This is a genomic window from Caulobacter sp. FG7 (assembly GCF_057808875.1).
On sequence record NZ_JBMDIW010000015.1, the window covers coordinates 123,704 to 144,311 of the forward strand.

14 protein-coding genes are annotated in these 20,608 nt (G+C 69.5%); 8 read left to right on the forward strand and 6 right to left on the reverse strand.

The window, feature by feature from the left end; all coding sequences use genetic code 11:
* The first annotated feature begins 59 nt into the window (after nucleotides 1–59).
* From ACODR1_RS14260 to ACODR1_RS14285, 6 genes are all read left to right on the forward strand, one after another.
* Nucleotides 60–305, forward strand: a complete 246-nt coding sequence (locus tag ACODR1_RS14260; protein WP_488881030.1) for a DUF6489 family protein — start codon at nucleotides 60–62, stop codon at nucleotides 303–305.
* Nucleotides 306–309: 4 nt separating this feature from the next.
* Entirely contained in the window at nucleotides 310–1,647 is a 1,338-nt protein-coding gene (gene mnmE, locus ACODR1_RS14265) for a tRNA uridine-5-carboxymethylaminomethyl(34) synthesis GTPase MnmE (RefSeq protein WP_488881031.1), read from the forward strand.
* A 172-nt stretch (nucleotides 1,648–1,819) separates the two neighbouring features.
* A complete protein-coding gene (gene mnmG, locus ACODR1_RS14270; RefSeq protein ID WP_488881032.1) occupies nucleotides 1,820–3,688 on the forward strand; it encodes a tRNA uridine-5-carboxymethylaminomethyl(34) synthesis enzyme MnmG in 1,869 nt (622 codons plus the stop codon).
* Nucleotides 3,688–4,353 carry a 16S rRNA (guanine(527)-N(7))-methyltransferase RsmG gene (gene rsmG / locus ACODR1_RS14275; RefSeq protein ID WP_488881033.1) on the forward strand — a complete coding sequence of 222 codons (666 nt, stop codon included), beginning with the start codon at nucleotides 3,688–3,690 and terminating at the stop codon, nucleotides 4,351–4,353. The genes mnmG and rsmG overlap by 1 nt, the downstream gene beginning before the upstream one ends.
* Nucleotides 4,337–5,143, forward strand: coding sequence for a ParA family protein (locus tag ACODR1_RS14280; RefSeq protein WP_488881034.1), 807 nt, complete (start codon nucleotides 4,337–4,339; stop codon nucleotides 5,141–5,143). Before rsmG ends, ACODR1_RS14280 begins: the two co-directional genes overlap by 17 nt.
* Nucleotides 5,144–5,244: 101 nt before the next feature.
* Nucleotides 5,245–6,147 (forward strand): ParB/RepB/Spo0J family partition protein, encoded by a 903-nt coding sequence (locus ACODR1_RS14285; RefSeq protein ID WP_488881047.1) that lies wholly within the window; start codon nucleotides 5,245–5,247, stop codon nucleotides 6,145–6,147.
* A gap of 248 nt (nucleotides 6,148–6,395) precedes the next feature.
* Here the strand turns inward: ACODR1_RS14285 and ACODR1_RS14290 are convergent, their stop codons facing one another.
* Together ACODR1_RS14290 and mutS are read right to left on the reverse strand one after the other, a co-directional pair.
* The gene (locus ACODR1_RS14290; RefSeq protein ID WP_488881035.1) at nucleotides 6,396–9,218 is read right to left on the reverse strand and encodes a [protein-PII] uridylyltransferase; all 2,823 of its coding nucleotides are present in this window, start codon (nucleotides 9,216–9,218) and stop codon (nucleotides 6,396–6,398) included.
* Between the two features lie 78 nt (nucleotides 9,219–9,296).
* A complete protein-coding gene (gene mutS, locus ACODR1_RS14295) occupies nucleotides 9,297–11,999 on the reverse strand; it encodes a DNA mismatch repair protein MutS (RefSeq protein ID WP_488881036.1) in 2,703 nt (900 codons plus the stop codon).
* A 98-nt stretch (nucleotides 12,000–12,097) separates the two neighbouring features.
* Here mutS and ACODR1_RS14300 point away from each other — a divergent pair, with 98 nt between their 5' ends.
* Nucleotides 12,098–12,571 carry an energy transducer TonB family protein gene (locus ACODR1_RS14300; protein WP_488881037.1) on the forward strand — a complete coding sequence of 158 codons (474 nt, stop codon included), beginning with the start codon at nucleotides 12,098–12,100 and terminating at the stop codon, nucleotides 12,569–12,571.
* On the opposite strand, the gene ACODR1_RS14305 is transcribed toward ACODR1_RS14300, so the two are convergent.
* From ACODR1_RS14305 to ACODR1_RS14320, 4 genes are all read right to left on the reverse strand, one after another.
* Nucleotides 12,568–13,488, reverse strand: coding sequence for a cobaltochelatase CobT-related protein (locus tag ACODR1_RS14305; protein WP_488881038.1), 921 nt, complete (start codon nucleotides 13,486–13,488; stop codon nucleotides 12,568–12,570). The genes ACODR1_RS14300 and ACODR1_RS14305 overlap by 4 nt on opposite strands.
* Before the next feature lie 119 nt (nucleotides 13,489–13,607).
* Nucleotides 13,608–14,762, reverse strand: coding sequence for a molecular chaperone DnaJ (gene dnaJ, locus ACODR1_RS14310; RefSeq protein ID WP_116569348.1), 1,155 nt, complete (start codon nucleotides 14,760–14,762; stop codon nucleotides 13,608–13,610).
* A gap of 158 nt (nucleotides 14,763–14,920) precedes the next feature.
* Entirely contained in the window at nucleotides 14,921–16,828 is a 1,908-nt protein-coding gene (dnaK, locus tag ACODR1_RS14315; protein ID WP_488881039.1) for a molecular chaperone DnaK, read from the reverse strand.
* Between the two features lie 314 nt (nucleotides 16,829–17,142).
* The gene (locus tag ACODR1_RS14320; RefSeq protein ID WP_488881040.1) at nucleotides 17,143–19,782 is read right to left on the reverse strand and encodes a M1 family metallopeptidase; all 2,640 of its coding nucleotides are present in this window, start codon (nucleotides 19,780–19,782) and stop codon (nucleotides 17,143–17,145) included.
* Nucleotides 19,783–19,874: 92 nt separating this feature from the next.
* Here ACODR1_RS14320 and ACODR1_RS14325 point away from each other — a divergent pair, with 92 nt between their 5' ends.
* Nucleotides 19,875–20,492 carry an alpha-ketoglutarate-dependent dioxygenase AlkB gene (locus ACODR1_RS14325; RefSeq protein ID WP_488881041.1) on the forward strand — a complete coding sequence of 206 codons (618 nt, stop codon included), beginning with the start codon at nucleotides 19,875–19,877 and terminating at the stop codon, nucleotides 20,490–20,492.
* Nucleotides 20,493–20,608: the final 116 nt, after the last annotated feature.

The window sequence follows — 20,608 nt, forward strand, 5'->3', positions numbered from 1 at the left end:
CTGCCCCGAGCAGTGCGCGGCGTCACAATCTCGTGGCCTGCCGCCAGGGAACTTTTTCGATGAAGATGACGATCGAGATCGACTGCACCCCGGTCGAGGCGCGAGCCTTCCTGGGCCTGCCCGACGTGAGCGGATTGAACGACCATCTCGTGAAAGAGATGCAGGCCCGCATGGACGCCAACATGGCGATGCTGGCCCCCGAGGAGCTGATGAGGAACTGGATGGCGTTCGGGGCCGGGGCCCAGGACAGCTTCCGCAAGCTGATGACGGCCGCGGCCGGAGCGGCGGTCGGCAAGCGCGACTGATCTGATGGTCGATACGATCTACGCGCCGGCGACGGCGGCCGGGCGCGCCGCCGTGGCGGTGATCCGCGTCTCGGGTCCGGCCAGCGGCGAGGCCGTGCGCGCTCTGGCGGGAAACCTGCCCAAGCCGCGCCAGGCGGTCCTTCGCACCCTGCGCCACGACGGCGTCGCGCTCGACGATGCGCTGGTGCTGTGGTTCCAGGGACCGGCAAGCTACACCGGCGAAGACGCCGCCGAGTTTCACGTGCATGGGGGCAGGGCGGTCGTCGAGGCTCTGCTCGGCGCCCTGTCGGCGCTGGGTCTGCGCCTGGCCGAGCCGGGCGAGTTCACGCGTCGGGCTTTCCAGCATGGCAAGCTGGACCTGGCCCAGGCCGAGGCCGTGGGCGACCTGATCGACGCCGAGACAGAAGGCCAGCGCAAGCAGGCGCTGGGTCAGCTGGGCGGCGCGCTGGGTCGACGCTACGACGCCTGGCGTGATCTGCTGGTCCAGGCCCTGGCCATGCTGGAAGCCGCCGTCGACTTCCCCGACGAGGAACTGCCGGAGGACGTGGCGGCGCGCGCCCGTCCCGGGCTGGAGATCTTGAAGGCCGAGATCGATGCGGCTCTCGCCGATGTCGCACGTGGTCGCCGGGTGCGGGACGGTTTCCGCATCGCCCTGGTCGGTGCGCCCAATGCCGGCAAGAGCACGCTGCTCAATGCCTTGGCCGAGCGCGATGCGGCGATCGTCACCGCCACGCCCGGCACCACGCGCGACGTCATCGAGGTTCCTTTGGTGCTGGGCGGCTACAAGGCGCTGCTCGCCGATACGGCCGGCATTCGGGAGACCGCCGACGACATCGAGGCCGAGGGCGTGCGCCGGGCGCGGGTCTGGGCCGAGGAGGCCGACCTGCGGCTGTGGGTCGTCGACGCCGGCGAGTTTCACGTGAAACATTCCGAACACCACGCAATCGTCCGCGCCGGCGACTGGCTGGTAATCAACAAGACCGATCTGGTAGAGCCGTCCGTGGTGGCGGCCATACGCGCCCAGACCGCGGAGATGGGGTTGCACGTGGCGGCGCTGTCGGCCCGGGAGGAGGGCGCCGATCCCATCCGCGCCGCTTTGACCGAACATGTGGTCCAGGCGCTGTCCGGCGCCGAGTTTCCGGCGGCCACGCGGATCCGCCACGCGGAGCGCCTGGGGGAGGCGCGGGCCTATCTGGAGCGCGCCCTGGCCGAAACCGACGACGTGGAACTGGCCGCGGAGGACGTTCGCCTCGCTTCCCGTGCATTGTCGAGGATCACAGGCCGGATCGATCCGGAAGACGTGCTTGACCGTGTCTTTTCAAGCTTCTGCATTGGGAAGTGAATGTTTCACGTGGAACAGGGACTTGAACCGTCCACAGCCTGACCACAGATACGCGCACCGCGTTTCACGTGAAACGCCCCGGACTCGACTCGCCCACAGGGCGGCTTGAAGCTATAAGTCAGGCACGCTCCCGCTGGGTCGGGGGCGTTCCGCATTGAGGCGCGTTTCTCCCTTGTCCAGCTCTTCGCCCCAGTCCTGGGACGTCATCGTTATTGGCGGCGGTCACGCCGGTTGCGAGGCCGCGGCGGCCGCCGCGCGTACCGGTGCGCGCACCCTGCTGCTGACCCACAAACGTGAAACCGTCGGCGAGATGTCGTGTAACCCGGCCATCGGCGGCCTAGGCAAGGGCCATCTGGTGCGCGAGATCGACGCCCTGGACGGCCTGATGGGCCGCATGGCCGACAAGGCCGGCATCCAGTTCCGGATGCTGAACCGCTCCAAGGGCCCGGCCGTACGCGGCCCGCGCTCGCAGATCGACCGCAAGCTCTATCGCGAGGCCATGCAGGCCGAGCTGTTCGCCTATCCCAACCTCGACGTCGTCGCCGCCGCGGCCGAAGACCTGATCGTCGAGGACGGCCACGTGGCCGGCGCCGTGGACGGGGAGGGGATGATCTACCGCGCCCCCAAGGTGGTGCTGACCACAGGCACCTTCCTCAAGGGCGTCATCCACCAGGGCGAAACCCGCATCCCTGCGGGCCGTGTCGGTGACCAGCCGTCGATCGGCCTGTCGGACCGCCTCTATGGTCTGGGCTTCGACATGGGCCGCCTGAAGACCGGCACGCCCGCCCGTCTCGACGGCAAGACCATCGCCTGGAACCGCCTCGACATGCAGGCGGCCGACGAGGAGCCCGTGCCGTTCTCGTTCCTCAACGACAGGATCGACGTGCCGCAGATCCGCTGCGGCATCACGTTCACGACCGAGGAAACCCACAAGATCATCGCCGATCGCCTGGGCGAGTCAGCCGTCTATGGCGGCCGCGCCACCGGGATCGGCCCGCGCTATTGCCCGTCGATCGAGGACAAGGTCGTCCGCTTCGCCGACAAGACCAGCCACCAGGTGTTCCTGGAGCCGGAAGGCCTGGACGACGACACCGTCTATCCGAACGGCGTCTCGACCTCGGTCTCGGCCGAGACCCAGCTCTTGTTCCTGCGCACGATCCCCGGCCTCGAGGCCGTGGAGGTGATCCGCTACGGCTATGCGATCGAGTACGACTATGTCGATCCGCGCGAGCTCTACGCCACGCTTGAGACCAAGCGCCTGCCGGGCCTTTATCTGGCCGGCCAGATCAACGGCACCACGGGCTATGAAGAGGCCGGCGCGCAAGGCCTGGTCGCCGGCATGAACGCGGCGCTCTCGGCGCTGGGTCGCGAGCCCGCCGTCTTCGCGCGCGACGAGGCCTATATCGGCGTGATGATCGACGACCTCGTCACCCGTGGCGTGACCGAGCCCTACCGCATGTTCACCAGCCGGGCCGAGTTCCGCCTCACCCTGCGCGCCGACAATGCCGACCAGCGCCTGACCGAGCGCGGCGTGCAGCTGGGCGTGGTCGGCGATGTCCGCGCCGCCGCCTGGGCCGCCAAGAAGGCCGAGCTGGAGGCTGTCCGCGGCCGCGCCCGCGCCCTAAACATGACCCCGGCCGAGGCCGTGAAGGTCGGCTTCAAGGTCAATGCCGACGGCCAGCGCCGTGACGTCCTGGCCATGCTGGCCTATCCGGACGTGGGCCTCGACGACCTGGTCCGCGTGTGGCCCGAGATCGCCGACTGGAGCCCGATGGCCCGCGAGCAGATCGAGATCGAGGCGGCCTATGCCGGCTATCTCGACCGCCAGCGCGCCGACGCCGAATCCCTGCGCAAGGACGAGGACCTGCGCCTGCCGGCCGACCTCGACTATCGCGACATCGGCAGCCTCTCCAACGAGGTGCGCGAGAAGCTGATCCGGGTGAAGCCCCTGACGCTGGGCCAGGCGGCCCGCATCGAGGGCGTCACCCCCGGCGCCCTGACGGCCCTGCTGGCCCACGTGCGACGGGGCCGGGCCGCCTGATGGCTGAAGCTTTGTCTGAACTCGTCATCGAAACGCTCGACCCGGTCGACGCCGCGGCCTTTCAGAGGCTGGCGGGCTCGACCGACGCCCAGGTCGCCGACCTGGCGCGCTACAAGGAGCTGCTGGCCGAATGGAACGAGGTGATGAACCTCGTCGGTCCGGCCTCGATGGCCGCCTACTGGAACCGCCACGCCTGGGACAGCGCCCAGCTGCTGACCTTCGCGCCTCAGGCCAAGGTCTGGGCCGACCTGGGCGCCGGCGCCGGCCTGCCCGGCGTGGTTCTGGCCATCCTGCTGAAGGGCGTTCCGGGCGCCAAGGTCCACCTCGTCGAGAGCATGGCCAAGCGCTGCCGCTTCCTCGACGCCGTCTGCCGCGAGCTCGACCTGCCGGTCGAGATCCACAACGCCCGCGCCGAAAGCCTGGACCTCAAGGTGCAGGTGGTGACGGCCCGGGCCTGCGCGCCGATGCCGCGCCTGCTGGAATATTCGCAACCCTATTTCAAGCGCGGCGCGGTCGCCTGGTTCCTGAAGGGCCAGGAGGTCGCCGCCGAGATCGCTGAAGCGAAGAAGACCTGGAAGTTCGAGTCGGACGTGCGGGGCTCCAAGAGCGACCCGCGCGGCCATGTCGTGCAAATCAAGGGGCTGAGCCGTGTCCGCAAAGTCTGAGCTGAGAGTCCTGGCGGTCGCCAACCAGAAGGGCGGGGTGGGCAAGACCACCACGGCCATCAACCTGGGCACCGCCCTGGCGGCGTGCGGCGAGCGCGTGCTGCTGATCGACGCCGACCCGCAGGGCAACTGCTCGACGGGCCTGGGGATCGGTCGCCTGCAGCGCAAGAAGACGCTGTACGACGTGCTGATGGGCGAGGCCCCGGTGGTCGAGGCCGCCGTGCAGACGTCGCTGCCGGGCCTGGATGTCATTCCGGCCGACGCCGACCTGTCGGGGGTGGAGCTGGAGCTCGGGCAGGTGGCGCGCCGCTCGTACCGCCTGCGCGACGCCCTGGAGCCGCTGCGCGCCAACGGCCCCTACACCTACGTCCTGATCGACTGCCCGCCGTCGCTGAACGTGCTGACGGTCAACGCCATGACCGCGGCAGACGCCATCTTCGTGCCGCTGCAGTGCGAGTTCTTCGCCCTGGAAGGCCTGACCCAGCTGATCCGCACCATCGAGCGGGTGCGCGGCAGCCTGAACCCGCGCCTGGAGATCCAGGGCGTGGTGCTGACCATGTACGATCGCCGCAACAGCCTCTCCGAGCAGGTGGCCCGCGACGTGCGCGAGCATTTCGGCGACAAGGTGTACGACGCGGTCATACCGCGGAACGTCCGGGTGTCGGAGGCGCCGTCCTTCGGCAAGCCGGTGCTGCTCTATGACCTTAAGTGCGCCGGCTCGCAGGCCTACCTGCGGCTGGCGCGCGAGGTGATCAGCCGCGAGAAGGATCGACAGGCCCAGGCCGCCTGATCCACAGGGCCTATCTGTTTGAGCGCCGACCTGAGGATACGGGTCGAAGTCGTTATTGAAGTTGAAGTTTCGAGGAGATGGTCGTGGTCGGTGAAGCGGGGATGTCGGAAGGCCGTCGGGGTCTAGGTCGCGGTCTGTCGGCGCTGCTGGGCGAGGTCGACGCGGCTCCGGCCCAGGCGCCGGGCGACAATACCGGCGGTTCGCGGGAAGCCCCGATCGAACTTCTGAAGCGTAATCCTGACCAGCCGCGCCGGACCTTCCGCGAGGAAGACCTGGTAGAACTTTCCAACTCGATCGCCGAGAAGGGCGTGCTCCAGCCGATCCTGGTGCGGCCCGCGCCGGGCGCTCCGGGCGAGTACCAGATCGTCGCCGGCGAGCGTCGCTGGCGCGCCGCCCAGCGTGCCGGCCTCAAGACCGTGCCGATCATCGTGCGCGAGCTCGACGACCTGGCCGTGCTCGAGATCGGCATCATCGAGAACGTCCAGCGCTCGGACCTCAACATCCTCGAAGAGGCGCTGAGCTATCGGGTGCTGATGGACAAGTTCGGCCGCACCCAGGACGCCATCGCCCAGACCATCGGCAAGAGCCGCAGCCACGTGGCCAACACCCTGCGCCTGCTGGCCCTGCCCGAAGCCGTGCAGCAGCACCTGGTCACCGGCGCCCTGACCGCCGGCCACGCCCGCGCGATCGCCACGGCCGCCGATCCGGGCGCGCTGGCCCAGCAGGTCATCGATGGCGGCCTGTCGGTGCGCGAGACCGAGACCCTGGCCCGCGTGGCCCAGACCGGCGACGCCACCCCCCGCGCCAAGAACGGCGCCTCGGCCCCGCCGCGCGCGCCGCGTTCCAAGGACACCGACACCCAGGCCCTGGAGGCCGACCTGTCGTCGGTGCTGGGCCTCGACGTCGAGATCGACCATCGCGGCGGCGCCGGCTCGCTGATCGTCCGCTACGCGACGCTCGAGCAGCTGGACGACCTCTGCAACCGGCTGACGCGCGGCGTCTGATCGGCCCTGTTTTCGGGGTCTTCTGTGGCGCATGAAACAAGGCGCGGCCGTATCCCAGGCTGCGCCGTTCGCCACAGGCGAGGGCGGAGAGGCCGAAATTTTCGCGTAATCCCTTGTGTCATAAGGGAAAAGCCAAGACCCGGATGCTGGATGGAAAGCTCCGGCGGCGGAATTTTTCCACAAGCCGGCGACCCTGTTGCCGCCGAACTGTTTGACGGAAATCTCGAATCGCTGCCCGCGCGCTGTTCCTAGCGCGCGACGCTGGCCCGCGCGCGCTTGAGGCCCGGTCGGGTGCTCGGCGCGCCCGCCTCGTTCTGCTCGAGCGCCGCCAGCAGGTCGGCCTTCAGCGCCGAGACCTTGCGGCCGTCGGCCAGCTTCCCCCCCTCGGCCGTCTGCACGTAGAAGGCGTCGACCGCCCGCTCGCCATAGCCGTCGATGTGGGCCGACTGGATGGAGAGGCCGTTGTCGGCCAGGGTGCGGGCCAGGGCCTGCAACAGGCCGGGGCGGTCACGTCCGGAGGCTTCCACCACCGTGGCCTCGTGCGAGGCTTCGTTGTCGACGACGACGGTGGGGGCGATGGCGAAGGCCGCCGTGCGGGCCAGCTCGCCGCCGCGCCGAGCCTCGACATTGACGCCCTCGCCGCGACCGGCCGCTTCCAGGGCGTCGGCCAGGCGGCGCAGGGCGCGGGGGTTCTCGCAGCCCAGCGCCGAGCCGGTGACGTCCTGCACATAGAAGACGTCCAGCGCCTGGCCCTGGCGGGAGGTGAACACCCGCGCGCCGACGACATTGCCGCCCAGCGACGAGATGGCGAGAGCGAGGTCGGCGAACAGGCCGCGACGGTCGCGCGCGGCGACGACGATCTCGGCGGCGTTGGCGCCGGGATTGACCTTGCCCTCGGCGGCCGCGCCGCCCTGGATGGCGGCCCGGCGGGCCAGGGCGGCGTGGTCCAGTAGGTCCTGCGGACCGAAGGCGCCGAAATAGGCGTCCTCCATCGCCGCGGCCCAGCCCTTGGCGGCGGGGTCGGCGGCGATCAGGGCCTCGCGTGCGGCGGCTGCGGCGGCCTCCTGGTGGCGTTGAACGTTGGCGGTGGCGTCACTGCCCCGGCCGCCCCGGAAAACCGCCTCAGTGGCGTTGTAGAGCTCGCGCAGCAGCTGGCCCTTCCAGCCGTTCCACACGCCGGGCCCCACGGCCCGGATATCGGCCACGGTGATGACCAGCAGCAGGCGCAGGCGCTCGGGGTTCTCGACGATCCGGGCGAAGGCGGCCACGGTGCCGGGATCCGACACGTCGCGCTTCTGGGCGAAGTCGCTCATGACCAGGTGGTTCTCCACCAGCCAGGCGACCAGCTCGACCTTGGAGCGCTCGACACCCAGTCGTTCACAGGCGCTGCGGGCCGATCGGGCCCCGGCCTTCTCCTGGCCGCCGACGCCGCCCTTGCCGGTGTCGTGCAGCAGCATGGCCAGGAACAGGGCCTCGCGGTCCTCGATCAGCGGCATGATCGACACGGCCAGCGGATGGTCTTCCGAGAGGCGCCCGGCGGCCATGTCGCCGATCAGGCCCACGGCCCGCAGGGTGTGCTCGTCCACAGTGTACGAGTGGTACATGTTGAACTGCATCTGGGCGACGACGCGGCCGAACTCCGGGATGAAGCGGCCCAGCACGCCGGCGTCGTTCATCAGGGTCAGGGTGCGGTAGCTGCGCTTGCCGCGCGCCAGCAGGTCGAGGAAGGCCCGCGTCGCCTCCGGATCGCGCCGCACCTTCGAGGTGATCAGCCCCAGGTGTCGGGTGACCGCCGTGAAGGCGTCGGGGTGCAGGTCGAGGTCGCGCTCGTCGGCGATCTTGAACAGCCGGATCAGGTTGACCGGATCGCTCTCGAAGATCGCCGGCCCGTCGATGTTCAGCCGGCCGCCGTCCTCGTAGAAGCCCGGCGCGTCCAGGGCCTTGCGCTTGGGCTTGGCGCCCGGAAGGAAGCGCGAGATGCCCTTGGGCTCGTTCTTGAAGTGCTCGGCCTCCAGCTTGGCCGAGAAGGCGCGGGTCAGCGCCCCCACTTCCTTGGCGATCAGGAAATAGCGGCGCATGAAGCGCTCGACGGCCGGCGCGTCGCCGCGGTCGCCATAGCCCATGCGGCGGGCGATCTCGGGTTGGAGATCGAAGGTCAGGCGCTCTTCGGGCCGGCCCGTGGTGAAGTGCAGGTGCGCCCGCACGGCGTGCAGGAAGTCGAAGGCGCGGATGAAGGCCTTGGTCTCGCGGCCCGAGAACACCTCCATCTTGAAGACGTCCTCAGGCGCATCGACGGGGTGCAGGTACTCGGCGATCCACACCAGGGTGTGCAGGTCGCGCAGGCCGCCCTTGCCCTCCTTGACGTTGGGCTCGACCATGTAGCGGCTGGCGCCGGCGCGGGCCTGGCGGTCGTCGCGTTCCTTGAGCTTGGCGGCCACGAACTGCTGGCCGGTGCCCTTCATCACCTCGTCGCGGAACCGCTTCTTGAGGTCGGCGGCCAGGCGCTCGTCGCCGGTCAGCCGCCGGGCCTCGAGGATCGAGGTGCGGATCGTGAAGTCTTCCTTCGAGAGGCGCACGCACTCCTCGATGGTGCGCGAGGCGTGGCCGACCTTGAAGCCGAGATCCCACAGCGCATAGAGCATGTATTCGATCACGCTCTCGACGTGCGGCGTCTGCTTGTAGGGCCGCAGGAACAGGAGATCGATGTCGCTGAACGGCGCGAGGGTCGCGCGGCCGTAGCCGCCCACGGCCATCAGGGCCAGGCGCTCGCCCTCGGTCGGGTTGCGGGCCCGGAAGACGTGCACCGTCGTGAAATCGTAGAGGGCGGTGATCACCTCGTCGGTGACGCCGCTGAGCAGGCGCGCGGTCTCGACGCCGCCGGCGCCGTTCTCCAGCCGCTCCTTGGCGATCATCCGGCCGCGGAACAGGGCCTGCTTGAGGATGTCGATCGCCCGGGCGCGTTGGGCGGCCTCGTCGCCGATGGCGTCCAGGGCGGCGGCCGAAAGGCGCGCGCGCAGGGCGTGGCCGTCGACGACGTGTTCCAGGGGCGTGGGGCGGAGGCGGCGGGGCATGGCGGTTATATGGGTGTCCGAGACGGGCGGCCAAAGCGACCACCGGAACCGGCCGCCGCCATGCTCCTATGATTGATCCTAGGTCTTGAGCAGACCCTTAAGGCGATAAAGCGCTTCGAGGGCCTCGCGGGGGCTCATGCCGTCCACGTCCAGCTCCTTCAGCGCCCCATCCACGGCGCTGGGCGCCAAAACGACAGGCGCCGCGGCGACGGGGGCTGAGGCCGCGAACAGCGGCAGGTCGTCGAGCCTGGCCGGTGATTCGGTCTTGCTCTCCAGACGGTCGAGCACCTCCTTGGCGCGGGCCACCACCTGCGGCGGCACGCCGGCCAGCTTGGCCACCTGCACGCCGTAGGAGCGGTCGGCCGGGCCGTCGGCCGCCTCGTGCAGGAACACCAGGTCGCCGTTCCACTCCTTGGCCCGCAGGCTGAGGTTGGAGACGTGCGCCATGCGCTCCTCCAGCGTCGCCAGCTCGTGATAGTGCGTGGCGAACAGGGCGCGGCAGCGGTTGGTGTCGTGCAGCGATTCCGCGCAGGCCCAGGCGATGGCCAGGCCGTCATAGGTGGCGGTGCCGCGGCCGATCTCGTCGAGGATGACGAGGCTGCGTGGGGTGGCCTGCGTGAGGATGGCGGCGGTCTCGACCATCTCCATCATGAAGGTCGAGCGGCCGCGGGCCAGGTCGTCGCCGGCGCCGACGCGGCTGAACAGGCGGTCGACCACGCCCAGCCGGAAGTTCTTGGCCGGCACGTAGCAGCCGGCCTGGGCCAGGATGGCCAAGAGGGCGTTCTGGCGCAGGAAGGTCGACTTACCGGCCATGTTCGGGCCGGTGACGATCGACAGGCGCGCAGCGACCTCGCCGGCGGCGTCCAGCCGGCAGTCGTTGGGGGTGTAGGGGTCGCCGGCGCGGCGCACGGCGGCCTCGACCACCGGGTGGCGGGCGGCCTTGGCCTCGAAGGCCAGCGACTTGTCGACGATCGGGCGCACGGCCCCGGCGTCCTCGGACCATTCGGCGAGGCTGGAGGCCACGTCCAGGCGGGCCAGGGCCTCGGCGGCGGCCTGGATCGGCTCGGCCAGGGCGCAGGCCTCGGCGCGCCAGTCCTCGTAGGCGGCCACTTCCATGGCCAGGGCCCGTTCGGCGGCCTGGGCGATGCGGGCGTCGAGGTCGGCCAGCTCCACGGTGGTGAAGCGCACCTGGTTGGCCAGGGTCTGGCGGTGGATGAAGGTGGCGTTCAGCGGCGGCTGGAACAGCGGGTCGGCCTTGCCGGCGGTGGCCTCGACGAAATAGCCGAGCACGCCGTTGTGGCGGATCTTCAGCGATATGCCCGCTTCCTGGATCAGGCGCTGCTCGAGGGCGGCGACGACCCGGCGGCTGTCGTCGCGCAGGGCGCGGGCCTGGTCGAGTTCGGGACGGACGCCGGGAGCCACGAAGCCGCCATCGCGGGCCAGGGCCGGTAGGTCGGGGCCAAGGCCCGCTTCCAGGGTGTTCAGAAGCTGCGAGACGCCCTGGTGCAGCGACGGCGTCAGGGCCGCCAGGGCGCCCTCCAGCTCGACCGGCGGCGGCGACAGCGGATCGCCCGAGCCGCCGACCATGCCGGCCAGCTTCTCGCCGGTCTTGAGGCCATCTCGCAGGCAGGCCAGGTCGCGCGGACCGCCGCGGCCCAGCGCCAGGCGGGCCAGCGCCCGGGCCATGTCGCCCGAGCCCTTCAGCTGCTCGCGTAGGCGTTCACGCAGGGACCGATGCTCGACGAACCACTCGACGGCGTCCAGGCGCTGGTCGATGGCGGTGGGATCCAGCAGCGGTCGGGCCAGGCGCGAGGCCAGGAGGCGCGCGCCGCCGGGGGTGACGGTGCGGTCGATGACTGCCAGCAACGAGCCGTTGCGGTCGCCGTTCTGGGTGCGGTCGATCTCGAGGCTGGAGCGCGTGGCCGGGTCAATCGACATGACGTCGGCCTCGGCCGCGCGGCGCGGCGCACGCAGGGCTGGCAGCTTGCCGGCCTGGGTCATCTCCAGGTGGGCGGCGATCAGGCCCAAGGCGCCGATTTCCGCCGCCGCCAGGCCGCCGAAGCCGTCCAGGGTGTCGACGCCGTAGAGGCGCTTGACCCGGGTCTCCGAGGCCTGCGGCTCCGACAGGGCCGAGGGCATCGGCTGGATCAGGCCGCCGCAGATCTTCAGGGTCTGGGCCAGGTGGTCGTCGGCCAGCAGGCGGTCGGCGACCAGGGTTTCGGACGGCGACAGGGCCGCGAGCAAAGGGCCTACGCCGTCCTTGCCGGTCGAGAAGCACTCGACCTCGCCGGTGGACAGTTCCACGGCCGCCACGGCCGCCTGGCCGGCGCGAATGGCCACCGCCGCCAGCCGGTTGGCGCCGCGGGCGTCCAGCAGGCCGTCCTCGGTGAGCGTACCCGGCGTCACCACGCGGACGATGTCGCGACGGACCACCGACTTGGAGCCGCGCTTCTTGGCCTCGGCCGGGTCTTCCATCTGCTCGCAGACGGCGACCTTGAAGCCCATCCGGATCAGCTTCGACAGATAGGCCTCGGCCGCATGGTGCGGCACGCCGGCCATCGGGATCGGCTGGCCCGCATGGGTGCCCCGGAAGGTCTGCGAGATGCCCAGGGCGGCGGCCGCGCGGATCGCGTCGTCGAAGAACAGCTCGTAGAAGTCGCCCATCCGGAAGAACAGCAGCGCGTCCGGCTGGCGGGTCTTCATCTCGAAGAACTGCTGCATCACCGGCGTGGCGCCGGTGGCGTCGAACGTCTGGACGGGCGGAGAAACGGGGGCGTTCATCCCCAGGAATCTACAGAGCGTCGCCGATTTCGTTAAGCGAAAGCGACATTGCCCAGCTTGGGCGTCCCCAATAAATTCGCGGCGAACGTGGGGGCGTGATGATCGAGAACGAGCAGGGCGCGGCGGCCGAGGCCAAGGCCGCGCCAACGGCGTACAAGCCCGACTGGCTGCGCAAGCCGACTGAAGACGAGCTCAACGCCTACTATCCCGAGAAGGCCCAGGACCGGAAGATCGGCGGTTCGGCCAGGCTGACCTGCAAGGTCGTGGAGGGCGGCAAGTTGTCGGGCTGCATGGTCACCGAAGAGACGCCGGTGGGCCTGGGTTTCGGCGAGGCGGCCCTGAAGCTCTCGAAGACCTTCCGCATGACCCCGCCGCCGCCCGGCGCGACCGGGGAGGTGACGATCCCGATCACCTTCAGCGTACCGCCCAGCCTGGAAAGCCGGTTCTTCGACGGGGAGTGGCGCGAAGGCCCGGCCGGCGTCGCGGCCGTCATCGTCGTGAGCCTGGCCCTGATCCTCGGCGGCCTCGTCCTGGCGCGGGCCCTGAGAGGGGATCGCCGGGTCGATCTCTAGGCCTCACCGGGCGGCGCGGTCAGAAGTCGCTCTAGCACGGCCAGCATCTCCTCGCCGAGCCTGACAGGGTCTTCGGCCCTAGCGGCATAGGCGTGGTAGTCCCAGATTTCCCGGCCGACCCCGACGGCGATCAGCTCGATGTCGCCCGCCGCAGCGATTCCCTCGGCCGTCTGCTTGAGATGATCGACTAGGTAGTAAGGCGAATTGGCCTCCAGGGTGGCGTCGTCCACCGGCGCGCCATCCGACAGCAGCACGAGAATTTTGCGCGCTTCGGGCCGTCGGCGCAGGCGTTCCGCCGCCCAGAGCAGCGCTTCGCCGTCCAGATTTTCCTTGGGCAGGTCCGGCCGCAGCATTGCTGGATAACTGACGCCGCCCACGCTCGTGCGATGGTCGTCGGCGTCCCGGTAGATGACATGCAGAACGTCGTTGAGGCGCCCAGGGTGCGGTCGCCGTCCTTTCCGGATCCATTCGGTCCGCGACCGGCCACCCTTCCAGCGCGAGGTGGTGAAGCCCAGCACCTCCACCCGCACGCCCAGGGCGCTGAGAAATTCCTGGCAAAGGTCGGCCGTCGCGGCGGCGTAGAGCATCTTCTGCCCCCGCATCGAGCCCGACTGATCGATCAACAGGGTCAGCACCGTGTCGCTGACATGTTCGGCCGGGTTGGCGCGGATCCTGGTCGAAGCCTCGCCGGCGGCGATCAGAAGTCGCGTGCGCCAGGGTAGGAGGCCGGTCTCCAACTCATGCCTGGCCTGCTCGATGATGGCGGCGTCCGCGGGCGAGGCCTTGCCGAGCACGTCGCCCAGCTGCGAGGCGGCGATCTCGCGGTCGAAGGCTGTGGTGAAGATGCGATAGGCGCCGTCGGCGGCCGGCGGCGAGGTGACGGCGGCGGGCCGGAACAGACGCTTGAAGAACTCCACCCCCGACCCCCGTCGCAACGATGCTCCACGAATGGGGGCAAATCGCTTTCGACCGCAAGACGCAGAAAGGCCCGCCACCAGGGCGGGCCTTCCAAAAACCGGGAAACGGCCGATGAGGCCTAGTTCCCCGTCACTTCTTCCCAGAAGCGCTTGGCCTTGCCGACGAAGTTGGCCGACTTGGGGTTCTGCTTGTCGTCGCACAGGCCGGCCAGCTCCTTGAGGAGCTCCTTCTGGCGGGCCGACAGGTGGGTCGGGGTCTCGACGAACAGCTCGACCACTAGGTCGCCGCGCTGGCGGTTGCGCAGCGACGGCATGCCCTTGCCCTTCAGGCGGACGGTCTTGCCGGTCTGAGCGCCTTCGGGAACCTTGACGCTGATCCGGCAGGTGCCGTCGCAGGTCTCGCCGCCCTTCAGGCAGGGCGCTTCGATCTCGCCGCCGAGCGCGGCCACGGTCATCGGTACCGGCACGGTGCACAGAAGATCCAGGCCGTCGCGCTCGAAGAGCTCGTGCGGGCTGACCGACAGGAAGAGGTAGAGATCGCCGCGCGGGCCGCCGCGCACGCCTGCGTCGCCTTCGCCCGCCAGGCGGATCCGGGCGCCGTCGTCGACGCCGGCCGGGATACGGACCGACAGGATGCGTTCCTTGCGGACCTGGCCGTGGCCATGGCAGCCGGCGCAGGGATCCAGCACCAGGCGGCCCGAGCCGCCGCAGCGGGGGCAGGCGCGCTCGACCGAGAAGAAGCCTTGAGTGGCGCGCACGCGGCCGGCGCCGCCGCACGAGCCGCAGACGGTGGGGCTGGTGCCGGGCTTGGCGCCCGAGCCGTCGCAGACCTCGCAGGTCATGGCCGCCGGGACCGTGATCTCGACCTCGGCGCCGGCATAGGCCTGCTCCAGGGAGATCTCCAGGTCGTAGCGCAGGTCCTGGCCGCGCTGCGGGCCGTTGGACTGGCGACGGCCGCCGCCGAACATCTCGCCGAAGACATCGCCGAACACGTCGCCGAAGATGTCGCTGGCGTCGAACCCGCCGCCCATGCCGCCGGGGCCGCCCTGCGGACCATTGACGCCGGCGTGGCCGAAGCGGTCGTAGGCGGCGCGCTTCTGCGGGTCCGAAAGGACGCTGTAGGCCTCGTTGATTTCCTTGAACCGGCCGCTCGCGTCCTCGCACCCGCCGTTGCGGTCGGGGTGGTGCTGCATCGCCAGCTTGCGGAAGGCGGATTTCAGGCCTGCGTCGTCGCAGGTCCGGTTCACGCCGAGAATTTCGTAATAGTCGCGCATCGTCAGCGTTCGGCGCCCGTAAGGCTCAACAGGACAAGGGGTGTCGATGAAGAGGTGGGGGAGGGGGCGCCCCGCCGCAAGGCGTCAATCGGGCGCACCACAAAACGAGCGCGCCGGCGAACGGTCCCGATCTGGGCGTTCGCCGGCGCGTCCATGGCTTAGGAAGCCGGCTTTTCGGCGCCGTCGACTTCCTCGAACTCGGCGTCGACGACGCCGTCGTCCGCGGGAGCTTCAGCGCCGCCTTCGGCGCCTTCACCACCCTGCTGCGAGGCGTACATGGCCTCGCCCAGCTTCATCGACGCCTGGATCAGGGCCTGGGTCTTGGCCTGGATGGCCTCGACGTCCTCGCCTTCCAGGGCGGTCTTCAGTTCGGTGACGCCGGTCTCGATCGCGGTCTTCTCGGCCGCGCCGACCTTGTCGCCGTGCTCGGCCAGGGCCTTCTCGGTCGAGTGCAGGATCGCCTCGCCCTGGTTCTTAGCCTCGACCAGCTTCTTCTTCTCTTCGTCCGCGGCCTTGTTGGCCTCGGCTTCCTTGACCATGCGCTCGATGTCGCTGTCCGAGAGGCCGCCGTTGGCCTGGATGCGGATCGAGTGCTCCTTGTTGGTCGCCTTGTCCTTGGCGTGGACCTGGACGATGCCGTTGGCGTCGATGTCGAAGGTGACCTCGATCTGCGGCACGCCGCGCGGCGCTGGCGGGATGCCCACCAGATCGAACTGGCCCAGGATCTTGTTGTCCACGGCCATCGGGCGTTCGCCCTGGAACACGCGGATGGTCACGGCCGACTGGTTGTCGTCAGCGGTCGAGAAGGTCTGCGAGCGCTTGGTCGGGATCGTGGTGTTGCGCTCGATCAGCGGGGTGAACACGCCGCCGAGGGTCTCGATGCCCAGGGTCAGCGGGGTCACGTCGAGCAGCAGCACGTCTTTGACGTCGCCTTGCAGCACGCCGGCCTGAACGGCCGCGCCCAGCGCCACGACTTCGTCGGGGTTCACGCCCTTGTGGGGTTCGCGACCGAAGAAGTCCTGCACCGCCTGCTGGACCTTGGGCATGCGGCTCATGCCGCCGACCAGGATCACTTCGTCGATGTCGCTCTTCTTCAGGCCGGCGTCCTTGAGGGCCTGTTCGCACGGACCGATGGTGCGGGCGATCAGGTCGTCGACCAGGGCTTCCAGCTTGGAGCGCGACAGCTTGATGTTCAGGTGCAGCGGGCCCGAGGCGTTCATGCTGATGAACGGCAGGTTGACCTCGTACTGAGCCGTCGACGACAGCTCCTTCTTGGCCTTTTCCGCCTCTTCGCGCAGGCGCTGGAGGGCCAGCTTGTCCTTGCGCAGGTCGACGCCCTGCTCCTTCTTGAACTCGTCGGCCAGGTAGTCGACGATCCGAAGGTCGAAGTCTTCACCGCCCAGGAAGGTGTCGCCGTTGGTCGACTTCACCTCGAACACGCCGTCGCCGATCTCAAGGATCGAGACGTCGAAGGTGCCGCCGCCCAGATCGTAGACCGCGATCTTCTTGCCGTCGTTCTTGTCCAGGCCGTAGGCCAGGGCCGCCGCGGTCGGCTCGTTGATGATGCGCAGGACTTCAAGGCCGGCGATCTTGCCGGCGTCCTTGGTCGCCTGACGCTGGGCGTCGTTGAAGTAGGCCGGAACGGTGATGACCGCCTTGGTCACCGGCTCGCCGAGGTGGGCTTCGGCGGCTTCCTTCATCTTCTGCAGGATGAAGGCCGAGACCTCCTGGGGCGAGTAGTCCTTGCCGTGCGCCTTGACCCAGGCGTCGCCGGTCGGGCCCTTGACGATCTCGTAGGGCACCATGCCCTTGTCCTTCTCGACCACCGGGTCGTTCGCGTTGCGGCCGATCAGGCGCTTGATCGCGAACAGGGTGTTGGTCGGGTTGGTCACGGCCTGGCGCTTGGCGGGCTGGCCGATCAGGCGCTCGCCGTCCTCGAGGAAGGCGACGACCGACGGGGTGGTGCGAGCGCCTTCGGCGTTCTCGATCACCTTCGGGTTCTTGCCGTCCATGATGGCGACGCACGAGTTCGTGGTGCCAAGGTCGATACCGATAATCTTGCTCATGTGGTGTGCCTGCAGCTCCTCGAATGGCGGACGGCGGTGACAAGGGCCTTATCAGAAGCGCCCCGGTTTTTCTCGGTCCGTCCCCGTCTGGTCGCGTCTAGGGTTGATCCAAAATCCTGCCGCCTGGACGAACCAGGCGAAGGGAGAGGCTTCAATCGAAGTTGACGAGCCCGTCAACCCCGCTTCGATGCCCGATATGGGGGATACGCGTGCAGCCGCAACCCCATTCCCGCAGCGAAAGAAGGGGAATCTGCAAGACGGAACGTCGCAGCGTCGGCTCGTCGACCCTTGGCCGACGCCGCGAAAAGTTCCGTTCAGCCGGCCTTGGCGACCCAGGCGGTGATCGCCGGCAGGCGTTCGCGGCGCACCTTGGCCCGGTATTCGATGGCCGAGACCGTCTTGTCGGCCTCCTTGCGCGAGCTCTCGGTGAGGTTGGCGCCGGCCCAGGCCTTCAGCTTATCGGCCGTCTCCAGCTTGCCCGAGGCCTTGGCGAGGCTGGGGATGAAGCGGGTGCGGGCGCTGTTGTCGACCTTGGCGTCGACCGCGTCGCGATGGGCCGTGGCGAAGTCGAAGGCCATGTCCGGATGGCGCGAGGCCACGGCCGAGATCATGCCGGCCGAGTTGGTCTCGCCCGGCTCGGTGGTCAGGGCCAGGTCCAGGGCCTTGCGGGCCAGGGTCTCGTCGTCCGCCGCCGCCAGCAGGTTGTAGAGCTGGGTGCGGACCAGCGGCGTCTTCTCGGCCTGGGCCTGGGCGTGGATAGCCTCCCAGGTCGCCGCGTCGGCGTTGACGGCCACGACGCCCAGGATCGCTTTGCGCAGCGGGCCGGGGATGGCGGCCGGGTCGGTCTTGTCGGCGGCGAAGCGCTTGCGGGCTTCGGCGACCACGGCGCCGTCGCCCAGCTCGCCCAAGGTGGCGATCAGGTCGCCGCGCAGGATGGCCACGGGGTCGGGTTCGCCGGCCTTGGCCTCCCAGCCCACGCGGGCCAGCAGCGGCGACAGGCGGGCGCTGGCCAGCTTGCGGAAGGCGGCGCGCTCGGGCTGGCCTTCGTAATAGCCGTCGATGGCCGACAGCACGCTGGCCACCTTGGACAGCACCTGCGGGTCGGCCTCGGCCGGCGTGGCGGCGATCAGGGCCAGGGCGTCGGTCGGCGACTGCTGGCCGGCGGCGCCCATCGACCAGGCGTCCGACAGCAGGCCCAGCTGGTCGATCGGCGCCAGCTTGCCGAAATCGGCCGCAAGGCGCTGGAACTGGGCCGGGGCGTAGAGGGTGCGGTAGTAGCCGCTCTGGCCGGCGTTGACGACGACGGGGCCGCAACCCTCGACGGTCAGGCTGGCCTTTCCGCCCTCGACCACGGTCTTGGCGATCGTCGCGCCGTCCAGGGCCTTGGCGTTGACCGGCACGCGCCAGGACAGCGGCGTCTTGTCGGGGAAATCCTTGCTGAACTCGCCCTGGGCCAGGGTTAGCACCTGCTTGCCGGCCTGGCAGGCGCCGGCCTCGACGCGGATCAGCGGCACGCCGGGTTGCAGGGTGAAGTCGTGGGCGATGGCGGTGATCGGCTTGCCGGCGGCAGTCTCGACCGCCTTCCACAGGTCGTCGCTGACCGTGTTGCCGTAGGCGTGGGCCTTGATGTAGGCGCGCACGCCGGTGCGCCAGGCGTCCTCGCCGACATAGCCCTCGAGCATGCGGATGACCGCCTCGCCCTTCTGGTAGGTGATGGCGTCGAAGGCCTGGCTGGCCTGCTCGACGGTCTCGACGTGCTGCACCACCGGGTGGGTGGTGACCAGGCCGTCCAGGCTCATGGCGTATTCGCGCCCGCCGACGGCGGCCAGGGCGGCGTTCCATTCGGGGTGGAACTTCTCGGTCGCCCGGCCCTCCATCCACGAGGCGAAGCCTTCGTTCAGCCACAGGTCGTCCCACCAGGCCATGGTCACCAGGTTGCCGAACCACTGGTGGGCCGTCTCGTGGGCGACGGTGGTGTAGATGTTCTGGGCGTCGCGCTGGGTCGAGATCTTCGGATCCATCAGCAGGGCGTATTCGAAGTAGAAGATCGCCCCCCAGTTCTCCATGGCGCTGAAGAACTGGCTGCGGCCGGGGGCTGCGATGTGGTCCAGCGCCGGCAGCGGGTAGTCGACGCCGAAATAGTCGTTGTACCAGGCCGTCAGCGGACCGGCGGATTCCAGCGCGAACTTGGCTTTCGGCAGGTCGCCCTTCTTGGTCACAACGCCGATGTCGACGCCGGCGGTCTTGATGCTGGCGCGCTCGAACTCGCCTAGGCCGAAGAACAGCAGGTAGGTCGACATCTTCGGCGAGGTCGCGAAGGTCACCTTCGTCTTGCCGCCGCCAAGGTCGACGCGCTTGGCGATCGGCATGTTGGAGAGGGCCATCTGCCCGGTCGGGATCGTCGCCTCGACGCTGAACGTGGCCTTGTGGAACGGCTCGTCCCACGAGGGGATGAACCGGCGGGCGTCCGAGTTCTCGAACTGGGTGTAGAGGGCGCGCCTGGCTCCTTCCTCGGTGTCGTAGTCGAGGGCGAACAGGCCGGCGGCCTGGGTGTAGATCTTGCCGGCGTAGTCGATGGCCAGCACGTGCTTGCCCTTGGCCAGCGGGGCCTTGAGCGTGAAGGCGGCGGTCTGGGCGTCTTCGTCGACCTTGATGGTCGCCGGCTTGCCGTCGATCGTGGCTTTCGTGAACGTCAGGTCGGCCGCCTGCAGGGTGATGGTCGCGGTCGGCTCGGTGACCTCGACGGCGATCTTCACCGAGGCGGTGAAGCTCATCGCCTTGGCGTCGGGCGTGAAGGACAGGTCGTAGTGGGTCGGATGGGCGTTGCGCGGCAGCTGGGTGGTCACCGTGGCCGGCGTCGCGCCCTTGGAGCCCGAAACGGCCGGGGCGGCGAGGGCGGTCCCGGAGGCGAGAAGCAGCGTGACCGCGGCGGCGGTGGACAGAAGACGACGCATGAACGGTCCTGGTATGGAATGATCGTGCGGAGAAACCCGCGAAGGCGCGAACCAACACCCATCCGCCCGTCCACAGGCATTAATTCCGCGTAATGATGACCCCCGTCAGCCTTGTCCCCGGTTTCGATCTCTGGCCCGGCCTGCTGTCGCCCGACGCCCAGCGCGCGCTGGTCGAGACGGTGCTGGCGGCCGCGGCGATCGCGCCGCCGGCCAAGTACGCCACGCCCTACGGCAAGGCCATGAGCGTGGCGATGACCAGCCTGGGGCCCCTGGGCTGGACCAGTGACGCAGGCGGCTACCGCTACGCCGACCGCCACCCGGGCACGGGCGCGGCCTGGCCGGCGATGCCCCAGCCGCTGCTCGATCTCTGGGCGGCCCTGGGCGATCCGGAGGTTCCGTCCGACGCCTGCTTGGTCAATTTTTACGGCCCCGAGGCCCGCATGGGCCTGCACCAGGACCGCGACGAGGCTGACCCGCGCTTTCCGGTGCTGTCGATCTCGCTGGGCGACACGGCGGTGTTCCGCATCGGCGGAACCAGCCGCAAGGATCCGACCCGCTCGGTGCGTCTGTCGTCCGGCGATGTCTGCCGGTTGTCGGGCCCCGCGCGGCTGGCCTTCCACGGCGTCGACCGCATCCTGCCGGGCTCCTCGCGCCTCGTGCCGGGGGGAGGGCGCATCAACCTGACGCTCAGGCGGGCGCGGGCGGGGTGACTAATGCTCCCCCTTTGGGGGTGCTGTCGGCAAGGCCGACTGAGGGGGTTAGCGCCGCGCTGGTGCGGGCGCAGGATCGCCTGGACCTCGTCGAGCGACAGGCGCGACAGGCGCTC